At 69.3% G+C, this 17567-nt stretch carries 17 protein-coding genes and 2 pseudogenes; 11 read left to right on the forward strand and 8 right to left on the reverse strand.

Annotated elements, in window-relative coordinates; translation table 11 throughout:
• Nucleotides 1-145: 145 nt before the first annotated feature.
• Nucleotides 146-781 carry a hypothetical protein gene (locus AB0I18_RS43180; protein WP_363111260.1) on the forward strand — a complete coding sequence of 212 codons (636 nt, stop codon included), beginning with the start codon at nt 146-148 and terminating at the stop codon, nt 779-781.
• Here the strand turns inward: AB0I18_RS43180 and AB0I18_RS43185 are convergent.
• Nucleotides 740-1435, reverse strand: coding sequence for a class F sortase (locus AB0I18_RS43185; RefSeq protein WP_363111261.1), 696 nt, complete (start codon nt 1433-1435; stop codon nt 740-742). The genes AB0I18_RS43180 and AB0I18_RS43185 overlap by 42 nt on opposite strands.
• 165 nt (nt 1436-1600) lie before the next feature.
• Nucleotides 1601-2164: a hypothetical protein gene (locus AB0I18_RS43190; RefSeq protein WP_363111262.1), complete on the reverse strand. Its 564-nt coding sequence runs from the start codon at nt 2162-2164 to the stop codon at nt 1601-1603.
• Between the two features lie 316 nt (nt 2165-2480).
• On the opposite strand from AB0I18_RS43190, the gene AB0I18_RS43195 reads away from it, so the two are divergent.
• From AB0I18_RS43195 to AB0I18_RS43205, 3 genes are all read left to right on the forward strand, one after another.
• Nucleotides 2481-3092 (forward strand): NAD(P)H-dependent oxidoreductase, encoded by a 612-nt coding sequence (locus AB0I18_RS43195; protein ID WP_363111263.1) that lies wholly within the window; start codon nt 2481-2483, stop codon nt 3090-3092.
• A gap of 127 nt (nt 3093-3219) precedes the next feature.
• Complete coding sequence (locus tag AB0I18_RS43200; RefSeq protein ID WP_363111264.1) at nt 3220-3693, forward strand: hydrolase; 474 nt, start codon at nt 3220-3222, stop codon at nt 3691-3693.
• 1541 nt (nt 3694-5234) lie between these two features.
• Nucleotides 5235-5675: a peptidoglycan-binding domain-containing protein gene (locus AB0I18_RS43205; protein WP_363111265.1), complete on the forward strand. Its 441-nt coding sequence runs from the start codon at nt 5235-5237 to the stop codon at nt 5673-5675.
• Nucleotides 5676-5695: 20 nt separating this feature from the next.
• On the opposite strand, the gene AB0I18_RS43210 is transcribed toward AB0I18_RS43205, so the two are convergent.
• Entirely contained in the window at nt 5696-6079 is a 384-nt protein-coding gene (locus tag AB0I18_RS43210; RefSeq protein WP_363111266.1) for a DUF6192 family protein, read from the reverse strand.
• Nucleotides 6080-6461: 382 nt separating this feature from the next.
• On the opposite strand from AB0I18_RS43210, the pseudogene AB0I18_RS43215 reads away from it, so the two are divergent.
• The 3 genes and pseudogenes from AB0I18_RS43215 to AB0I18_RS43225 form a co-directional block, all read left to right on the forward strand.
• Nucleotides 6462-6659: pseudogene (locus AB0I18_RS43215) on the forward strand (transposase domain-containing protein); the annotation flags it as partial.
• Nucleotides 6660-6687: 28 nt separating this feature from the next.
• Nucleotides 6688-8106, forward strand: coding sequence for a VCBS repeat-containing protein (locus AB0I18_RS43220; RefSeq protein WP_363111267.1), 1419 nt, complete (start codon nt 6688-6690; stop codon nt 8104-8106).
• A gap of 97 nt (nt 8107-8203) precedes the next feature.
• Nucleotides 8204-8848: a hypothetical protein gene (locus AB0I18_RS43225; RefSeq protein ID WP_363111268.1), complete on the forward strand. Its 645-nt coding sequence runs from the start codon at nt 8204-8206 to the stop codon at nt 8846-8848.
• 114 nt (nt 8849-8962) lie between these two features.
• Here the strand turns inward: AB0I18_RS43225 and AB0I18_RS43230 are convergent, their stop codons facing one another.
• The 3 genes from AB0I18_RS43230 to AB0I18_RS43240 all read right to left on the reverse strand — a co-directional run bounded on the left by AB0I18_RS43230 (nt 8963) and on the right by AB0I18_RS43240 (nt 11054).
• A complete protein-coding gene (locus AB0I18_RS43230; RefSeq protein WP_363111269.1) occupies nt 8963-9868 on the reverse strand; it encodes an aminoglycoside phosphotransferase family protein in 906 nt (301 codons plus the stop codon).
• A 94-nt stretch (nt 9869-9962) separates the two neighbouring features.
• A complete protein-coding gene (locus tag AB0I18_RS43235; protein ID WP_363111270.1) occupies nt 9963-10157 on the reverse strand; it encodes a DUF397 domain-containing protein in 195 nt (64 codons plus the stop codon).
• A 3-nt stretch (nt 10158-10160) separates the two neighbouring features.
• Nucleotides 10161-11054 carry a helix-turn-helix transcriptional regulator gene (locus tag AB0I18_RS43240; protein WP_363111271.1) on the reverse strand — a complete coding sequence of 298 codons (894 nt, stop codon included), beginning with the start codon at nt 11052-11054 and terminating at the stop codon, nt 10161-10163.
• Nucleotides 11055-11248: 194 nt separating this feature from the next.
• Between AB0I18_RS43240 and AB0I18_RS43245 the strand changes: the two are divergent.
• Both AB0I18_RS43245 and AB0I18_RS43250 read left to right on the forward strand, forming a co-directional pair.
• Nucleotides 11249-11644: pseudogene (locus AB0I18_RS43245) on the forward strand (ATP-binding protein); the annotation flags it as partial.
• Nucleotides 11645-11743: 99 nt separating this feature from the next.
• Nucleotides 11744-11992: a hypothetical protein gene (locus AB0I18_RS43250; RefSeq protein ID WP_363111285.1), complete on the forward strand. Its 249-nt coding sequence runs from the start codon at nt 11744-11746 to the stop codon at nt 11990-11992.
• A gap of 213 nt (nt 11993-12205) precedes the next feature.
• Here AB0I18_RS43250 and AB0I18_RS43255 read toward each other — a convergent pair whose 3' ends face one another.
• The gene (locus AB0I18_RS43255) at nt 12206-13885 is read right to left on the reverse strand and encodes a M4 family metallopeptidase (protein ID WP_363111272.1); all 1680 of its coding nucleotides are present in this window, start codon (nt 13883-13885) and stop codon (nt 12206-12208) included.
• A 208-nt stretch (nt 13886-14093) separates the two neighbouring features.
• Between AB0I18_RS43255 and cutA the strand changes: the two genes are divergently transcribed.
• Together cutA and AB0I18_RS43265 are read left to right on the forward strand one after the other, a co-directional pair.
• Nucleotides 14094-14420, forward strand: coding sequence for a divalent-cation tolerance protein CutA (gene cutA / locus AB0I18_RS43260; protein ID WP_363111273.1), 327 nt, complete (start codon nt 14094-14096; stop codon nt 14418-14420).
• Complete coding sequence (locus AB0I18_RS43265) at nt 14417-14848, forward strand: gamma-glutamylcyclotransferase family protein (protein ID WP_363111274.1); 432 nt, start codon at nt 14417-14419, stop codon at nt 14846-14848. The genes cutA and AB0I18_RS43265 overlap by 4 nt, the downstream gene beginning before the upstream one ends.
• A 64-nt stretch (nt 14849-14912) precedes the next feature.
• On the opposite strand, the gene AB0I18_RS43270 is transcribed toward AB0I18_RS43265, so the two are convergent.
• A complete protein-coding gene (locus AB0I18_RS43270) occupies nt 14913-17480 on the reverse strand; it encodes a molybdopterin-dependent oxidoreductase (protein ID WP_363111275.1) in 2568 nt (855 codons plus the stop codon).
• Nucleotides 17481-17567: the final 87 nt, after the last annotated feature.

Raw genomic sequence — 17567 nt, forward strand, 5'->3', positions numbered from 1 at the left:
CACGCGCCGTGAACACGCTGCCCGATCCCTCGAACCGCTTGTCCGATACCCCGCCGCTCCCGACCCGGCGAACATATCCGATCACAGCACCAGATATGACGCACGCCGCATCACACCGCACCACACCGGAGAACGGAGACACGCAGTGAGTTCCGGCGGGATCACATGGGTAGCCGATGAGGACATCTCCTGGCTCGGTTACTACATCAAGCTGGCCCGGGGCCTGACCGGCGAACAGCTCATCGCCCGCCTCGCCGCCACCGGCGGCCCCGTACCGGTCCAGGCCACCACCGGGCCGCAGGCCGAAGAACTCGTCGACGGGCTCGACGCCGAGCGCGGCGACACCGACAGCATCGCCGTCCGCTACGGGGACCACGCCGGCCTGGGCTTCATCGTGGCCTACGGCCACTGGCCGTCCGTCCTCGGGCCCGCGTACCACGACGGGACATCCCGAGACGGGGTCCACATCTTCGAGCTCTACTACGAGAAGCAGAACCCGAAGGTCCCGCCACCCACATTCGCCTACTTCCACGACGACCACTATGTGTGCGGCTTCGACATGTACATGCACACCTGGTCGCAGGAGATCACCGGCCCCGGCGCCGACCTCATCCGCGCTGACATCATCGCGGCAGGAATCCCGGAGGAGAGGAAGAGGGACGCGGCGCACCGTGCCTCTCTCGCCGTGCTGGAGCAGCGCTTTGAACTGGCGCTGCCGCGTGAACCGATCCTCGGCGCGTCACTGCCCACTGCGCTCGTCAGAGGGCGGCAGCCCCGATGAGCGAGCCGTCCCCGTGATCGCATCGCCATTCAAACGGCTGCCGGTCAGGTGGGCGAAGACGACGACGTTGCCTTGGTAGCCGGTGGCGGCCGAGTAGCCGCCGCCGCACGTGATGACCCGCAGCTCCGGGCGGAGCGCGGCCCCGTACACCTTCTCGTCCGGGAAGTCGCGGGCGTCGTACACCTCGACCGCGTCGACCGAGAAGAGGGCGACCGTGCCGTCGCGGCGCGCGACCTCGATCGTGCTGCCCTTCCTGAGGGCGCCGAGGCGGTAGAAGACGGCGGGCCCTTCGGCGTTGTCGACGTGCCCGGCGACGATCGCGGTGCCCTTCTCGCCGGGCGTGATGCCGGACTCGTACCAGCCGGCAAGGTTCTTCCCGGTGGCCGACGGCACGTCGAGGCTGCCCCGCGGGGTGAGGCCGAGGCCCGTGAGAGGGGCGTCCACCCCGAGGGAGGGGATGCGGACGCGGTCAGGCAGGGCAGGCGCCAGTGGGGCGGCCGTGGGCCGGTCGGCATGGGCGTCGCCGCGGCGGGCCTGCGCGGCCGACGGCTGGGGTGGGGCGTGCGTCTCGGCGCCGCCGCGCAGGAGCCAGGCGCCGCAGACCAGGGCGACGAGGGTGACGGCGGCTATGGAGATGTCGCTGAACGGGCGCACTCGACCCCTCTCTTGGAACGACCCCTTGGGACCTCTGAGATCTCTTGGAACAAACTCTCGGGATGGCTCTGTGGGTCCCGCGTCCCCCTCCGGGCCGCGAGGGGCGTCGGGCCCGGAGGGGGAGGGGACGGCGGTAACCGGCGAACGGACAGCGGAGGGTGTCCGTCAGATCCCGTCGCCTCTCGCCCGGCGATGCAGGAGCCAGGTACCGCCCGCGGCGGCGACGGCCAGGGCCGCCACTCCCGCCGCGGTCTGCACGGGGTCGGTGCCGAGTGCGCCGCCGACCCCCGTCTTCACACTTCCTCTCGGACGGACCTGCTGCCCGTTCTCCCGGGTCTTCTGGGTGGAGGTCAGCGTGACCACCAGGTCGCCCGTCACCCGCGTACCGCCCGGGCAGCGCGCGACGATCTCGTACGTGCCCGGCCGCGCGGACGGCGGCACCCTGAACCGCCCCACCGCGATGCCCTCGTGCGCACTGGGCACCAGCGTGAACCCGCCCGCCGCCACGGCTCCGGCGTCGCCCGACACCGCGCCGTCCGCACCGCAGGCCGCCGTGTTCACCGTGACCTCGGCGCCGGGCACGACCGCGGCGGGGTAGACCTCCAGGGACCGCGAACCCGGACCGGGACCGGGACCCGCGCTGTACGCGGGCGCGGCGGCGAGGCCCGCGACGGCGACGGTGGCGGTGACGGCGAGCGCGGTACCGGTCAGCGGACGGGCTGTGCGCATCGTGCTTGCTCCTCCGAGGGGGCACGACCCGCGGCACCCCCATGTGCCGCTGCGGCGGTCACGCCCCTGCCCTACCGAGGTAAGTGGCAGTCGACGGCGTACGCCTCCTGATGGGGCGTCAGAAATGATGTGAACGGGTGTCAGGCGGGAATGCCCGGTGGCGTACGCGATGACGTTTCAGCAGGTCACCGCCGCGCCCTGGGTGTGCCGACGAAAAGAACCCGAAGGGTGCGGGCGGCGCGTGTGAACGGGTGACCGGCTCTCTCCTCGGCGGACACTTGACCTCAGGTTTGGTTGAGGTGTGAGGCTCGCTCCCATGAACCCCACCACACATGTTTCCGTCTCCCTCCCCGCTCCCCTCAAGATCGCCGTCATCGTCGGCAGCAACCGGGAGGGCCGCTTCGGTCCCGTCGTCGCGGACTGGCTGCTGGGCCGGGTCCGCGAACGCGACGACCTCGCCGTGGACGTCGTGGACCTCGCCGACGTACGTCTCCCGACGGCCCTGTCCTACTCCCCCTCCGAGGAAGTGATCGCCGAGCTGGCCGAGGTCACCCCGAAGCTGGCCGACGCCGATGCCTTCGTGGTTCTCACCCCCGAGTACAACCACTCGTTCCCCGCCGGCCTGAAGAATCTCATCGACTGGCACTACAACGAGTGGCGCGCCAAGCCCGTCGCCTTCGTCTCCTACGGCGGCCTCTCGGGCGGCCTGCGCGCCGTCGAACACCTCCGCCAGGTCTTCGCCGAACTCCACGCCGTCACCGTCCGCGACACGGTCTCCTTCCACAACGCCGGCGCCTCCTTCGACGACGAGGGCCGCCACCGTGATCCGTCGGCACCGGACGCGGCCGCCAAGACGATGCTGGATCAGCTGGTGTGGTGGGGGCTGGCGCTGCGGGAGGCGAAGTCGGTGCGGCCGTACGGGGGTTGAGGCCTGTCTTGTGCCCGGTGGCCCGGTGGCCCGGGTCCGGGTCCGGCTGAGGGGCACGGTCGGGCCCGGGCCTGTTGTGCCCTGGCGGCAGCTCGTCGCGGCTCTCAGGGCCGTGCATGATGGGCTCATGGTTCCGGTTCCGTTGCCCGTTCCGATTCTCGATCGCCTACCGGCTTCGTTCTGGACCGTTCCGTACGTCGGCCGCCGCTTTCCGGGGTCACCGGCCGCGGCGGCCGGCCGCGCCGACCTGTCAGCGGGCGCGAACTGCCAACTGTTCGCCTACGAGGTCCTCCGCCACTTCGGCCTGGCCCCGCCCGCCCTGCGGTCGAGCGACCTGTGGACGGACACGCGGTGCACGATCCGCGTCCCGTCGGCCCAGCCCCAGCCCCTCGACCTGCTGCTCTTCAACGCCACCGACGATGCCTACGGCGCGCATGTCGGCGTCTGGGCGGGCGAGGGAGGCGGCGGAACGGTGCTGCACCTGTGCGCGGAGGTCGGCCGCCCGGCGGTCTGGGCCATGCCGGAGTTCGCCGCACGGGAGCGCTACCGGGTCCTGATCGGCGTCAAGCGTGTGATTGCCGGCGGACCTGCTCTGTTGTGACGGGGCGGGTGAGGCCGCGAGAACGAGGCTAACCCTCCGTTACTCAGATCGAGTTGCTGGAAATCCTCGCTGCTGAAGGCGTCTGCTGGCACACCGAAATCGATCCAAGAACTACCTGTGGCCAGCAGGTATCTCGAAAGAAGCATGATATCAACGGGCTTCCTAATTTCGAGACCGATAAATGAACCAGCCTCCGGCGCCGATAAATGCCGCCGATATGGGAGCCAGTATCGTCCAGTCGCGCCCAGCGAGTAGATCGGAAACCACCATGAGGAGTAGAAGCAGGCCCATGACGATCTCGATTACGCCTAGCCAGCGCAGCCGTGTGTGCGCTCTCTCTTTCATGTGCCCCTCCTTCTCGTAGCGGTGTGAAGCGGACGGGGGCGGCCAAGCCGCCCCCGTCTACCTCAGAGCCTGTTTCGCTGGTAGGAGTACGTAACTCCCGCGCCGGCTGCAGCCCCGGTCGCTGCACAGAATGGCAGCGCCGGACCAGTTGCCGCGCCTCCTGACACTATGGTTGCAGCGCCTTCGCAAAGGCCAGTGACACCAATGCTGGCGATCAGTCCAGCAGTTTGTGATCGATCCTCTTGGCCACCTCCTAGCAGCCCTGCCCCTGTCGGACTGGCCTATCCGGCGGCGTCGAAGATTCCTCCAAGGCTGATCAACCCATCCGGATCAATGCGGTTGACGGGGTCGCCTTCGGCGTAGAGGTAGGGGCTCGGAGGTGAATTTCCAAGCGTTCGGCTCGACTTGAGGTAGGCCTCCGCAGATAGCTACCGCTGCGGTGGGAGGCCCTTCTTTCCAACTCCCCAGAATCTCCAGGCTGTGATCAGCCAGCAGACAGCCACTATCGCCAGGCCGATCCACGCTTCAGTGATTCCTTGAATCGTAATGAGGAAGATGAAAAACGCTACGGATAGGAGCCCAGGTCATGTCCCGCGAGGTGGTGTAGTCACGGCAGCTGATTCGGTTCCGGTTGCGGGGTGTGTAGGCATGAACTCTGGCCGGTGGCGGGGGAGATGGGCGTGATTCGTCTGTTCGTCTCGTTCGTGGGGGTGGCTGGTGGCGTCGGTGCTCGGTGCACACAGAACCCGCTCTTCGCGGTGGTGTGGCAATTCTGCTGTTACCAGGCGGTCGGGGTTCCCCCTTCGCGGCTTCTCGTGGTCCAGCGGTTGCGGCAGTCGAGCTCACCGAGGTCGAGACTGTAAACCAGAGGCGGTCTTGATCGCCGCCTTGCCGGTATTCCGGTGTGTGCGGCGGCTGTTCCTTGTGGGTCAAACGACCGGCACACTCGGCGATCGGGCCGGGCTACTGTGCCCGTCGTACGGGGCTGACACCGGCCATGACCACCCGCAGGGCGACCCTCGCCTGATGCGGCGTCAACTTGAGACGGTGCACGACTGACAAAGTTCCCTGCACGGACGACGAAGTCCGAAGCCCACGACGCCCCTGAGGTTCATGGGCGAGGTCAGAAAAAGGTAGCTGTTCAGCAGGCGTGGACGCGCATAGATCAGACTCCATATTGAAAGGAACCAATAGGCATGCGCAGGACAGGTAAAAGCAAGGCACTTCTCGCGACAGGGACCATGATGGCGGCCCTACTTGGAGGAGTGATCACCGCCGCTCCAGCCAGCGCAGCAGACGGGGTGTGCACTGGATCCACGACGATACAGACCACGGGGGGCCGGCACTTCGTGGTGCCGATCAACGTCGCGAACCACACGATTTACTGCTACCTGAAGAACGGGCACAGGGGTACCGGGGTCAGAGCCCTGCAGAAGAACATGAACAGCTGCTACGGCAAGAGGCTCGAACTTGATGGCAGCTTCGGACCGGCCACCGAAGTTGCTCTCCGAGACGTTCAGGGCAGGATCGGCGCGAGGGTTGACGGCGAATACGGCCGCGAGACCTTGGGCAAGATGAAGTGGGCCCGCTACAACAACGAAACCGGCGCGCGGTACGACTGCGTCACTCTGCCATGACCTAAGCTTGTTCTACCGTTTTAGCGCGGCCAACACCGGTCATTCGTAGGATCGGTGAGCCCGAGGGCTCCGGGTATGGCAGTGAGCTTGTCGCCGCTTGATGGGGCCGGGTCGTACGGCGCCGAAGGCCCGTTCGTGCTCAGGTCATGCACGGCCTCGACCTTCTCCTGCACCGTCTCCGGGCCCGGACCGTGGTAACCGACCCGCCGTCGGGACGTCTCCGGTGTCCACCGCCGTGTGCCGCTCCGCTCATCCAGCGGCGGATTCTGGATCGCCTCCCACCGCGCCTCGGGATCCGAGACCGCCGCGAGGATTTGGTGGGCGGGCGAGCTGAAGTGGGACGGCTGGCGAGCGATGGTCTCGGTGGAGGCCGGACGGTTGGTGCTGCGCGGTGCTGCGCTCATGGCACGGCACCAGCCTGCTCGCCTCGTTCCCGGAGATCGAATCCGGGAGCAGGCAGCTGCCGGACGCGACGGCGCTGGACGGGGAGTTGATCGTGTGGCCGGCTGCCTGGGGGGAGAACGGTGGTGCGGCCGATGTAGTGGAAACGGCCGACGGTGTCGTATCTGCCGAGCAGGAGTGTGCGCGGGGCTGTCGGCGGGCCGGTGACCGCGCCGACGATGGCCTCTTGGGTTTCGCGGACCGACTGGTGAAGAGGCAGTGTTCTGACCCTGCGCTATTCCCAAGTCCGTGAAGTTATGGGCCGGGTGGGGTTGTCCAGAGGGCCGTGAGCTGTGGTTTCACCGGACATGAGGAGCGGAGCCCCGGTAGAACTGGCAGTCGACCATGACACGCCGTTCACAAAGACCGCAGGCTCCGCTGTCCGAACAGTCTGCCATCACCCGTGTCGTCACGGTGGCTGGAGGCCGGTTCGCGCCGGGCCACATCGGTGAACTCACCCAACTTGTGCCCTTCGAGATGGTCGACGAGGCCTTGAAGGCCACCGGCAGGGTCCAGGTGCGGCTGCGGGATCTGCCGTCTCGCTTCACGGCCTTGGGGCTAGTCTGCGGCGATGCGGCATGGACGAACTCACCGGACCGCGGCCCTGGCCGCCGCACTGATCCTGTTGGCGTCGGCGGGCGGCTGCGACGGGTCCTCGCAGGAGGATCGCTCGGCGACAAAGGGCAAGGGCAAGGGCAAGGGCAAGGCTCGTCCCGCCAGTGCCCCGGATTTCGACGGGGACGGCTACGAGGATGCCGCAGTGGTGGTGACCGGCAGCGCCGCTGCCGGCCTGGACTGGGACTATGGGCCTGTCGTTGTCTTTCGCGGTGGTCGCGACGGTCTGCGTCCCACGGGCAAGCCTCTGATCGCGGGCAGCGGCCGCAGGGCAAACGGCTTCCTCGAAGAAGGGTTCCGCTCCGACCTGACCGCGGACCTGAACAGCGACGGCTTCTCCGACCTGATTCTGCACCAGCAGGTGCCGGTCCCCAACACCCAGGACAACCAGGAGCGGGGCGGCCGTACGGTCGTCTTCCACGGCGGCAAGGACGGTCTGTCCACCACACCCGTCAGGTTGCATGTTCCCGGCGACGATCCCAAGCATCCCTTCACGGCCGTCGAGGCCGCGGACTTCGACGGTGACGGTCATGCGGATCTGTACGGTGGCGAACGACTCCTCATGGGGCCGTTCGACGCCGACGGCAAGCCGAAAGCCGCCCGCCGTCTGTCCGGTGGGATGCTCTCCACGGCCGCGGACTTCGACCGGGACGGCCGTACGGACCTCCTCGTCCACCGCGACTACGACGAGGAAGCCGAGGACGAGAGGGCCTCCAGGCGTTCCGTGCGCTACTTCCGTGGCACGCCGGGCCAAGGGCTGGAAGAAGACGGCGAGGTGAGCCGGCGCTTGAGTGAGATGGTCGGCGACATCGGCAGCGAGGTGCACGCGGGCATCGACCTTGACGGTGACGGCTATCCCGACCTGCTTCCGCCCGGCTGGAGCGCTGGACACGAGCGCGAGTATGTGCGCGGCGGGCCGGACGGTTTCCGCCCCGGCACCACTCGGCTGAATGTCGACCTCGGATCCCTCACCGTCGGCACCCATGTGCTGACCGGCCATGTCACCTCGGCGTCCGACCGCAACACCGTCTCCACCGTCGAGTACGGCTCGGCCGACCAGCAGGGCCACCTCCAGCTGGCGCGCCTGACCAGCAGGGGCTCTGCCGTCACGATGACCGGCCTGCAGATCATCGACAGGGACACCGAGGGCATCTCCGGTGACGTCTTCGAATCCGACATCGGCAGACGTGACCGCTTCGCCGAGGACCTGCGTGTCCTTGATGCCGACCGTGACGGTCACCACGACGTCCTGACCTTCGAGCCCTTCAGCGGACCCGACGGTCGCTACGGCGGATTCTGGTTCCTGCCCGGCACCCCGGACGGTCTGCGCACCCGCGGCGTCCACCGGTACACAATGCCCGAACTCGGCTTGTGACCTCCTCCGCCTTTGTCGATCCGGGGGTGGGTAGTTGGTGTGCTGGATTGAGACGAGTTCCCCGGTGTAGAAGCCCACAGCCAGTATGGTGATCTTCATGCACACCGATCCCGTCACCGCGGCCGACGTCGAGTACGCCGTCCGCCTGGCGGTGACCGCCCTGCGCGGGGCGGAGGAGCCGGACTGGAGTGCCAAGGCCGACTCCCTGGAGTGGGACTGCTGGGAGACCGTCGAGCACCTCGCCGACGACCTGTTCGCCTACGCCGCCCAACTCGGCCCTGAAAGCCCGCCGTTGGACACGAACGTCCCGTTCTCCTGGACCCGCAGAAGGCCGGGCGGCCCGGCGAACGCCATCTTCGCGGACCGCGACGCCGGTCCGGCCGGCCTGTTGCAGGTACTGGAAGCGAGCGGTGCCTTGCTGACGGCCATGGTGCGCACCACGCCGCCGACGGTCCGCTCGCACCACGTCTTCGGCACGGCCGACCCCGAGGGCTTCGCGGCCATGGGCGTTGTGGAGACCCTGGTGCACACGCACGACGTCGCCGAGGGCCTCGGCGTCGACTGGACCCCGGACGCCGACCTGTGTGACCGCGTGCTGGCCCGACTCTTCCCTGACGCCCCCACGGACACCGACCGCTGGCCGACCCTCCTGTGGGCCACGGGTCGCGCGGAACTCCCGGGCCGGCCCCGCCTCACCACATGGCGTTGGTACGGGGCGCCCCGGACCGACGACGGGCCGTAGACATCCCGGACGTCGGCTGACACGCCGCGCCGGAAGACAGTGGCCGCGGCGGCTTGCGACGACGTACTAGACGTAGTGCACGTACTAGAAGACGTCGTGCACGTACTAGACGTACTACGTGTACTCGGCCAGCGCCTCGGCCACCGCCCGGTGCCCCACGGCGGCGAGGACGGGATTCGTGACCCGGTAGTGGTGTTCCGCCACCAGTCCGAAGCACAGGGCCCAGCCCCGCCCCCGAGCCCAGGTCGCGTCGTCGACGGCGGCCGCTTCGCGGAACAGGCCCCGGGTCTCGGGGGTGAACACGGCCCAGGCGGCGAGTACGTCGGCGGCCGGGTCGCCGACGCCGAGGCCGCCGAAGTCGATGACCGCGCTGAGCCGGCCTCCCGTGGCCAGCAGGTTGCCCGGCAGGAGGTCGCCGTGCAGCCAGACGGGATCGCCGTCCCACTGGGGAAGCCGCAGCGCCTCTTCCCAGGCGGCGGTCGCGACCGCCCCGTCCCACGTGCCGGCCGCGTCCAGGCCACGGATCGCGGTACGGACGTCGCCGTCATCGCCGGTGAGAGAACCACCGCGCCAGGACGCCGGCCCGCCGGTGGCGTCGACCTTCCGCAACGCCGCGACGAAACGGCCCAACTCAACCGCCGCGTGAGCGAGTTCGGCGGGATCGGTGAGGGGCGCGTCGTATACGTTGTCGCCGTCCAGCCAGCGGAACACCCCCCACGGCAGCCCGTACCCCTGGCCGGGCGCCCCCTTGGCGAGCGGCACCGGCACGGCCAGCGGAAGGTGCGGGGCGAGCCGGGGCAGCCAGCGTTGCTCGTCGACCTGACCGGCCTCACCGGGCAGCCGCGGCAGCCGTACGACCATGTCTTCGCCCAGCCGGTACATGGCGTTCTCGGTCCCGGCCGAGACAACCTCCTTCACCGGCAGCCCCGCCCACTGAGGAAACTGCTCCGCGACCAGCCGGCCGACCAGCGCCGCGTCGATGTCGAGCTCGTCGGCGTGCATCTTCGGGCTGGGCGGCATGGGATGGGGCTCCGTACGTAGTCAGGGCGGGGAAGCGCTGGGCAGCGGAGCGTATCCAGGTCGGCTACTTCATCGCCATGACTTTTCGTCCCGCTTACTGCCTTGCCCAGTTGCCGTTCGTGAGGCCGGTCTGGAACGCAGTCCATGTGGTGGGGCGGATGTGGAGGGAGGGGCCGGCGGGGTGCTTGGAGTCGCGTATGGCGATGGTGGTGGGGATGTTGGTGGCTATCTCGACGCACTCGTTCACACTGTCGCTGTAGCTGGACTTGCGGTATTGGAAATCGGGCACGGCTCAGAGTTCCTTGCGAAGGTTGTGGAGGAACAGTTGGGAGTCCCGCTCGTTCAGGGAACGGTCGGCGATCAGTTCGAACAGCTGGTCGTGGGCCGTGGCGCCTTCCCCGCCTTCGATCCACCTCTCGGAGAACGCGGACTCGTAGTAGACGACATCCATGGCGCCGGGTTCGGCGAACGAGATGACGTTGAAGGAGCCGTTCAGACCCTGGTGCAGGCCGCCGCTGAAGGGGAAGACCCCGAGAGTGACGTTAGGCAGGTCAGCCACCTTCGCCAGGTGGTCGAGTTGACCGCGAGCTGTCTCCGTACTGCCGGGGAGGTTCCGCAGTACGGCCTCATAGAGCACGGCTCGCAGGATGAGTGGCGGATCCTCGGTGAGACGCTGCTGTCGTGCGAGTCGTGAGGCGATGAACTCCTCGTCCGGGTCTCTGCGTTGGGCCACTGGCGCAGTGTAGGTGGGGGCGTCCCTCAACGCTCCTACGTATGCGGGAGTTTGCAGCAGGCCGGGGACGAACCCGGGCTGCCATGCCTTGATGGACGTCGCCGCGTTCTCCAGGGTGACGTATTCCTGCATGGTGCCGAGCTTCGTGTAGGTGTCCCACCAGCCCTTCGCCTTGCGCCGCTCCCTGTCGATCCTCGCCAGTTCCAGGAGCCCCCCGGTGACGCCGGGGTCACGGACCCCGTACAGCTCACACAACGCGCGGATGTCCGGGTCGCGCATGGGCACCCAACCGCGCTCCATCTTTGTGACCTTCGTGATGGACGAGGTGAGCACCTTGGCGGCGTGGGTCTGCGTCAGTCCGGCCATCGTGCGCAGCTTGACGAGTTCTCCGCCCAGTCGGCGCCCCAGTACGGAGGACGTGCTGTTGCCGTTCATCGGTTGGTTCGCGCTCAAGTCGTGCTCCTCCAGGCTTCGGTGCGCAGTCAGTCTGTCGCGCTGGGTATCCGCCTTGCAACCACGTAGGGATGAATTACTCCGCGACCAACTTGTATCGATCTTGCGGGGAATCTACGTTCCGTGATGAACCGATCACAGGGTGGCGCCAGTCGATGCCCGGCGCCGCTCGCCCCTGCCCGGAGGTGCGCGACATGATCGCCCCCCAAGTGTCAGAAGAGCCCGAAGAGCCAGAAGCCCCCCTCCACCACGACCGCCTCGACTACACCCCCCTCCCCAAGAGCGTGACCCTCGCCCGCCGCCGAGCCCACCGCCTGCTCACCGAGTGGGGGCACCCCGAACTCGCCGCCCACACCGCCCTGTTGGTGTCCGAGCTGGGCGGCAACGCCGTACTGCACGGATGCGTGCGCGACCGGCTCTTCAGGGTGGAACTCACGCTCACCGAGAGCGCCGTACGGATCTCCGTTTCCGACCCAAGAGGCGAGTCACGGCCGAGCCTCCGCGAGGCGAACTCCGACGACATGTTCGGGCGCGGCCTGCTGATCGTCGGGCAGGTGGCCGACCGGTGGGGCGTACGCAGACTGACCGTCGGCAAGTCCGTCTGGTGCGAGCTGGACGTCGTACGCCAGGAGGCCATCGCCGCCCGTTACCGTGATCGGAGCGAACCCTCGCCACCAAGGAGGATGACCATGGCCGAACCGTTGAAGACCCTCGTCGGCGGCGTAGAGGTCGAGGTCCCCAACAGCATCCCCGACATCCGTGCCACCCTCCCCGAAGACCGGCGCGAGGACTTCGACCGGGCTGTCAACGAGGCCGGGGTGCAGGACATCCACGCCGTCATGCGGCACTGGATGCTGGAGGCCGTACCCGATCCGGCGGCCGACGGGCTCCTGGAACGGCTGGCGGCGGACGAGGCCGAGAGGCGGGGCGTCGCTTGAGCTACCGCATCACCTACGCGCCGCCCGCCGACGACACGCTGGCCGTTCTGGCCGTGACCGTGGTCGGGCTTGTCGCCTCGCTCTGAGCGATGTCGAAGGCCGCCGAGGGGGGCCCGAGTCGGCGCCCTTCGAGACGCACATGGCCGCCCCGGTCCGATGACCAGGGCGGCTGAGCACAGCGTCTTGAGCGGGCCAACTGAAGGTGGTATCAGGTCAGTTCACCGACACCGCCGACCAAGCCGCCCCCACCGCGCGGTACTCCGAACTCCCCGCCCCGTAAAGATCCTTCGCCGCGTTCAGCGTGGCCGTCCGGGCGCCCGCGTACTTCGTCGAGGACGTCATGTAGACGGTCAGCGCCCGGTACCAGACCGCACCCAGCTTGGCCTTGCCGATGCCCGTCACCGTCGCGCCGTTGCAGGTCGTGCCGTTGTGGGCGACGCCGCCGATGGTCTTCGGGCCGCTACCCTCCGCGAGGAGGTACGCGAAGTGGTTGGCGACGCCGGACGAGTAGTGGACGTCGAGGTCGCCGACCGTCGAGGTCCAGCAGTCCGCGGAGTTGCCGTCCTTGGAGGGCTGATCCATGTAACGCAGGGCGGACCGGCCGAAGCCGGACTTCACGATCTTCTCGCCGATCCGCCAGTCCCCGCGATCGGAAGGGTTGTCGGCGTAGAACTCCACCAGTGTGCCGAAGATGTCGGAGGTCGCCTCGTTCAGGCCGCCGGGCTCGCCCGAGTACGTCAGGGCCGCGGTCTTCGACGTCACGCCGTGCGACATCTCGTGGCCGGCCACGTCCAGCGACACCAGCGGGCCGAACGTCGTCCCGTCACCGTCCCCGTACGTCATGCAGAAGCAACTGTCGTCCCAGAAGGCGTTGTTGTAGCCGCTGCCGTAGTGCACGCGGTTGTACGAGCCCTTGCCGTCGCCCGCGATCCCGCTGCGCCCGTGGACGTTCTTGTAGTAGTCCCAGGTGGTGTTGGTGCCGTACTGCGCGTCCACCGCCGCCGAGGCGCGGTCCGAAGTCGCCCCGCTGCCCCAGTGGTTGTCGGCGTCCGTGAGTACGGGCGAGGCGGCCCGCTGGTAGCAGATGATGAGGAGGCAGGAGTCCGTCTTGTTCTGGGTGTCGCCCGTGTACGTGTTTCCCCGTGTGGGGTCGGTCAGTTGGTACCCCGAACCGGATGGCGTCGTCTCCAGCGGGACCGTACCGGCGTAGAGCGACCGGCCGTCGCCGGTCGCCGTCTCGATGCTGTCCCAGGCGTCGATCTGCCTGCCGGTCACGGCGTCGGTGAGGACGACACGGGAGACCGGGTTGCCGAGCGAGTCACGGCCCGCGGCCTCGGTCCGCCAGGCCAGCTTGGGCGCGCCGTGCAGCGCGTCGACGACCAGTTGGGGACTGGCGGTCACCTTGCGCAGCGTCTCGCCGACGTTCGCGAGGCGCAGCGCGGCGGCGGCGAGACCGGCGGCCTTCGGGGCGGCGACGGACGGCTTGACGCTTGAGAGGGAGAGTGGACGCGCCGTGGCCCGGTCCGCGCCGCGGTAGTTACCGGCGGAGGTGAGATGGACGACGAAGTCGCCGCCCAGGACCGGGAGTTGACGGTACGTCCGGTCGTAGCGCACGTGTTGCGTGCCGTCCGCGTCGACGAGTACGTCGCGGGGGCGGGTGCTCTGCGCGGAGGTGAGGCCCAGCGCCGCGGCCCGGTCGGCGACGACCGCTGCCGCGTTGCCGAGGACGGTGTCCCGGCTCGGGGCGTCGGCCGCCCCCGCGCTCGGGGTCAGCGCACCCGCCAGCAGGGTGGTGGCCGCCGCGGATATGCCGACGGTGGCGAGGCGGGAACCTCCGACGTGGCGGGAACCTCGGATGCGGCGGGCACCTCGGATATGCCGTGTCCGACTCATCGAACTCCTCGGGAAGACGCGCGAAACACGCGTGGTGGTGGGGGGAGTGGGGGAGTGGAAGGTGGGGGGCGCGGGGGTGTCCGCACAGTTCTAGGGGGCCAGGTCGTGTCATGTCCATAGCGATCGGCTGGCGGTCGTGTGCGGATGTGTGAGGGGTGAGAATCGTTTCTGCAAAGGCTTGGAGAGAGGCCGGGAAAGGAGACAGATCATGACCGTGGCCGACTGGCTCACCGTCCTGACCACCACCGACGCCGAGGAGAAGGCGGACGCGCTCGCGCGGGGCGCGGTCGAGGCGCGCGTCGCCGCCTGTGCGCAGATCGCCGGGCCGGTCACGTCCGTCTACCGGTGGAAGGGCGAGATCGAGACCGCGCGGGAGTGGCAGGTGCTGTTCAAGACGACGGAGACGCGGTACGCCGAGCTGGAGGTGTACCTGCGCGGGGCGCACGACTACGACACGCCGGAGATCATCGCGACGCCGGTGGTGCGGGGGAGTGCGGAGTACCTGGAGTGGATGGAGCGGGAGACGGCCGGGTGAGTCGTCTGCCCTTCTTCGTGTACGGGACCCTGCGCCCCGGCGAGCACAACCACGACCTCTTCCTGCTCGGCCGCACGGTCTCCGAGGCGCCGGGACTACTCACCGGGGTCGTGCTGTACGAGGGGCCCGGGTACCCGTACGCCGTCGAGGAACCCGGAGGCGTGGTGTGCGGCGAACTCGTCACCGCCGACCCGGACCGGTACGGCCAACTCCTCGGCATCCTGGACCGGTTGGAGGACTACGCGCCGGGCGACCCTGGAAACCTGTACGAACGCGTGGCCAGGGACGTGACGTGCGAGGACGGTACGAGAGTCCGGGCCTGGGTGTACGTGGCCGCGCCGCCCGTCGCGGAGGACCTGCGGACGAGGGGCAAGCTGATCGAGGGGGGCGACTGGCGGGCTCGGCCCCTTAAGGGGCGCGGGGCGTGACATTATGCGGCTCCGCCGCGTGGGCGCGCCCAGCCACGACCGGCCCGCAGCGACTGATCCGTCCTCAGTCCACCCGCTCCACCTGTCCCACCCGCTCCACCCGAACCGCACAAGCCTTGAACTCCGGCATACGCGACGTCGGGTCAAGCGCCGGGTTGGTCAACGTGTTGGCCCGCCCCTCGCCCGGCCAGTGGAACGGCATGAAGACGGTGTCGGGCCGGATGGACGTGGTGATCCGCGCCGGCGCGACCGCGCGCCCGCGCCGGGACACGACGGTCAGCGGCTCTCCTTCGGCGGCGCCGATCCGTTCGGCCAGCCTCGGGTGCAGCTCCACGAAGGGACCGGGCGCGCCCGCGTTCAGCTCGTCGACCCGGCGGGTCTGCGCACCGGACTGGTACTGGGAGACCACCCGGCCGGTGGTCAGCAGCACCGGGTACTCGGCGTCGGGCTCCTCCGCGAGCGGCCGGTGGTTCACGGCGACGAAGCGGGCACGGCCGTCCGGGGTGTGGAAACGGTCGAGGAAGAGGCGCGGCGTACCGGGGTGGACCCCGCCCGGGGCGGGCTGGACCCCGGCGGGCGGTGCGACGACGACGTTGTCTGCCGCCTCGCCCGCCGGGTCGTCAGGAAGGGCGTCGAACGTCGCGTCCTCGCAGTCCTCGGCCCCGCTGCCGCCAGCCGCGCTGCCCAGGGCCTCGTTACCCGGCGTCTCGTTCCCCGTGGTCCCGCTGTCCGTGGTCCCGCTGTCCGTGGTCCCGCTGTCCGTGGTCCCACTGTCCGTGGTCTCGTTGCCCGGCGTCCCGTTGCCCGTGGCTCCGTTGCCCGTGGTCCCGCTGTCCGTGGTTCCGCTGTTCGCGACCGCGCTGCCCACGGCGCCGGAAGCCTCCGCCGGAGCCGCCGGAGCCGCCGGAGCCGCCGGAGCCGCCGGAGCCGCCGGAGCCGCCGGAGCCGCCGAGGCTGCCGGGGTCGCCGCAGCCGCCAAGTTCCGCGGCTGCTCCGGGCTCTCCGAGCCTTCCGGCACCTCCGCCGGGCACGGCCAGAACACCCCGTTCTCCTCCGCGAGGCGGCGGTATGTGATGCCCGAGTAGTCGGCGGGGCCGCCCGCGCTCGCCCGGCGGAGCTCCTCGAAGACCTCCTCCGGGTCCGTCGGGAAGCCCTTCTCCACGCCCAGTCGGTCGGCCAGTTCATGCATCACGTACAGGTCACTGCGTATGCCGTCAGGAGGCGTGATCGCCTGCCTGCGCAGCAGCACGCGGCCCTCCAGGTTGGTCATCGTGCCCGTCTCCTCGGCCCACTGGGTGACCGGCAGGACGACATCCGCGAGCTCCGCCGTCTCGGAGAGCACCACGTCCGCGACGGCGAGGAAGTCGAGGGAGCGCAGGCGTTCCTCGATGTGGGCGGCCCGGGGCGCGGACACCACCGGGTTCGAGGCCATCAGCAGGAGCGCCCGGATGTCCGTACCCATGGCGTCCAGCAGCTCGTACGCGCTGCGCCCCGGACCCGGCAGCGAGTCCGGGTCGACACCCCAGACCTCGGCCACATGGCGACGGGCCGCCGGGTCGTCGAGCTTGCGGTAACCGGGCAACTGGTCGGCCTTCTGGCCGTGTTCACGCCCGCCCTGCCCGTTCCCCTGCCCGGTGAGACAGCCGTACCCGGAGTTGGGCCGCCCCGGACGCCCGGTCGCCAGACAGAGGTTGATCCACGCCCCGACCGTGTCCGTGCCCTTGGACTGCTGCTCGGGCCCGCGCGCGGTGAGCACCATCGCGGACTCCGGCTCGCAGAACAGCCGTACGGTCTCCCGGAGTTGGGGAACGGACACCCCCGTGATCCGCTCCACGTACTCCGGCCAGTGCGCCATCGCCGCGGCCCGCGCTTCCGCCCAGCCGCTCGTACGCTCCTGGATGTACGCCTCGTCCGTACGCCCCTCCGCGACCACCAGGTGCAACAGCCCGAGGGCCAGGGCGAGATCGGTGCCCGGCCGGGGTGCCAGATGCAGGTCCGCCTGTTCGGCGGTCCGGGTCCGGCGCGGGTCGATGACGATCAACTTCCCGCCATTCTCCTTCAGTTCGGTGAAGTAGCGGAGTGCGGGCGGCATGGTCTCGGCGAGGTTCGAGCCGACCAGGATCACACAGCCGGTCTTCGGGATGTCCTCCAGCGGGAAGGGCAGCCCCCGGTCCAGGCCGAAGGCCTTGATTCCGCCGGCCGCCGCGGAGGACATGCAGAAGCGGCCGTTGTAGTCGATCTGTGAGGTGCCGAGCACGACCCGGGCGAACTTCCCCAGCGTGTACGCCTTCTCGTTGGTCAGCCCGCCCCCGCCGAAGACCCCGCACGCGTCCGGGCCATGCTCCGTACGCGTGCGGGACAGCCCCTCGGCGATCCGGTCCAGCGCCTCGTCCCAGCCGGCCGGCTCCAGTACACCCGCCCTGCGGATCAACGGCGAGGTCAGCCGCACGGCGGACGAGAGCAGCGCCGGCGCCGTACGGCCCTTGCCGCACAGCGCGCCCCGGTTCACCGGGAAATCCACGCGCTCCGTCACCTCGACCACGCTGCCGCCACCGTCCGGCGTGGGCGTCAGGTTCATGCCGCACTGCAGTGCGCAGTACGGGCAGTGGGTGGGCGTAACGGAGGTCTGCATACCCCTCAGCGTGCGTCGGGCGTGTTACGCGGCGGAACGCTCCCCGTTACGCCGCAGGCACGGGGACCTCCCCGCGGGGACCGGCCG

Origin of the sequence: Streptomyces sp. NPDC050704, assembly GCF_040654355.1 — a bacterium.
Taxonomy (GTDB): domain Bacteria; phylum Actinomycetota; class Actinomycetes; order Streptomycetales; family Streptomycetaceae; genus Streptomyces.

Coding starts and splice junctions, on each gene's coding strand:
- AB0I18_RS43190 (WP_363111262.1), bottom strand. CDS start 2,164: ATGCGCACAGCCCGTCCGCTGACCGGTACCGCGCTCGCCGTCACCGCC.
- AB0I18_RS43195 (WP_363111263.1), top strand. CDS start 2,481: ATGAACCCCACCACACATGTTTCCGTCTCCCTCCCCGCTCCCCTCAAG.
- AB0I18_RS43200 (WP_363111264.1), top strand. CDS start 3,220: ATGGTTCCGGTTCCGTTGCCCGTTCCGATTCTCGATCGCCTACCGGCT.
- AB0I18_RS43205 (WP_363111265.1), top strand. CDS start 5,235: ATGCGCAGGACAGGTAAAAGCAAGGCACTTCTCGCGACAGGGACCATG.
- AB0I18_RS43210 (WP_363111266.1), bottom strand. CDS start 6,079: ATGAGCGCAGCACCGCGCAGCACCAACCGTCCGGCCTCCACCGAGACC.
- AB0I18_RS43220 (WP_363111267.1), top strand. CDS start 6,688: ATGCGGCATGGACGAACTCACCGGACCGCGGCCCTGGCCGCCGCACTG.
- AB0I18_RS43225 (WP_363111268.1), top strand. CDS start 8,204: ATGCACACCGATCCCGTCACCGCGGCCGACGTCGAGTACGCCGTCCGC.
- AB0I18_RS43230 (WP_363111269.1), bottom strand. CDS start 9,868: ATGCCGCCCAGCCCGAAGATGCACGCCGACGAGCTCGACATCGACGCG.
- AB0I18_RS43250 (WP_363111285.1), top strand. CDS start 11,744: ATGGCCGAACCGTTGAAGACCCTCGTCGGCGGCGTAGAGGTCGAGGTC.
- AB0I18_RS43255 (WP_363111272.1), bottom strand. CDS start 13,885: ATGAGTCGGACACGGCATATCCGAGGTGCCCGCCGCATCCGAGGTTCC.
- cutA (WP_363111273.1), top strand. CDS start 14,094: ATGACCGTGGCCGACTGGCTCACCGTCCTGACCACCACCGACGCCGAG.
- AB0I18_RS43270 (WP_363111275.1), bottom strand. CDS start 17,480: ATGCAGACCTCCGTTACGCCCACCCACTGCCCGTACTGCGCACTGCAG.